The sequence below is a fragment of the Tautonia sociabilis genome (assembly GCF_003977685.1).
Classification (GTDB): Bacteria; Planctomycetota; Planctomycetia; order Isosphaerales; family Isosphaeraceae; genus Tautonia; species Tautonia sociabilis.
Genome location: NZ_RYZH01000127.1, coordinates 1 through 851 on the forward strand (window position 1 = coordinate 1; position 851 = coordinate 851).

The window sequence follows — 851 nt, forward strand, 5'->3', positions numbered from 1 at the left end:
ACAGGGAGTCTAGAAAGTGAGTTTCCTGACCAGCCGTCGGGCCATGAGGTGGATCATCGCCAGCTTGACGAACGCCTCGCTGCTGGCCGTCGTCCCCTCGTAGTCCTTGCTCAACCGGCGGCTCCGCCCCAGCCATGCGAACGTCCGCTCCACCCGCCACCGCAACGGGATGGGCTTGAATGTCTTGGCACCGGGCTCCTTCGCCCGCACCTCCAACCTGAGCTTGTTCCGGGCGCGCAGGGCGTGCACCCACTCGGCGATCCCGCCGTTGTAGATCGAGTCGGCGATGATCAGCCGCAGCCGGGCGAACCGGTGCCGCAACGGCGCCAAGACGAGCCTGGCCCCGTCGCGGTCCTGGATGTCGGCCGCGTGCACGACGACCGACAGGATCAGGCCGAGCGTGTCGACCAGGATGTGACGCTTGCGGCCGTTGATCCCCTTACCGCTGTCGTAGCCGTGAGGCCCCCCCTTTCGGTCGTCCGGACCGACTGGGTGTCGATGATCGCGGCCGAGGGCTGGCGGTTGCGGCCCTCGGCGACCCGCAAGTCGCCGCGGAGCAGGTCCATGAGTCGGTCGAAGGTGCCGTCCTTCTTCCACTGCATGAAGTACCAGTACACGATCCGCCACGGCGGTAAGTCCCTGGGCATCATCCGCCAGGGGCATCCGGCCCGGGTGATGTACAGCAGGGCGTTGGTGATCTCGCGGCGTTCGTACTTCGCGGGTCGGCCACCCTTCTTCGGGGCCGGGATGACGCGGGCGACCTGGGCCCACTCGGCGTTGGTCAGGTCGGTCGGGTAGCGCTTGGTGGTGTCCATGCCAGAAGGCTAGGTCACCCTTTCTAGACTCGCTGT

Annotated in this window: 1 protein-coding gene; it reads right to left on the reverse strand. The window is 67.0% G+C overall.

The genetic code is table 11. The annotated features are described in order from the left end of the window. Positions 1–9: 9 nt before the first annotated feature. Positions 10–815, reverse strand: a protein-coding gene (locus tag TsocGM_RS25640) for an IS5 family transposase (protein WP_391733073.1) whose coding sequence is annotated in 2 segments (ribosomal slippage) — positions 10–470 and positions 470–815 — 807 coding nt in all. Because the reading frame shifts where the segments join, the coding sequence is not laid out codon by codon here. Between the last annotated feature and the right edge of the window lie 36 nt (positions 816–851).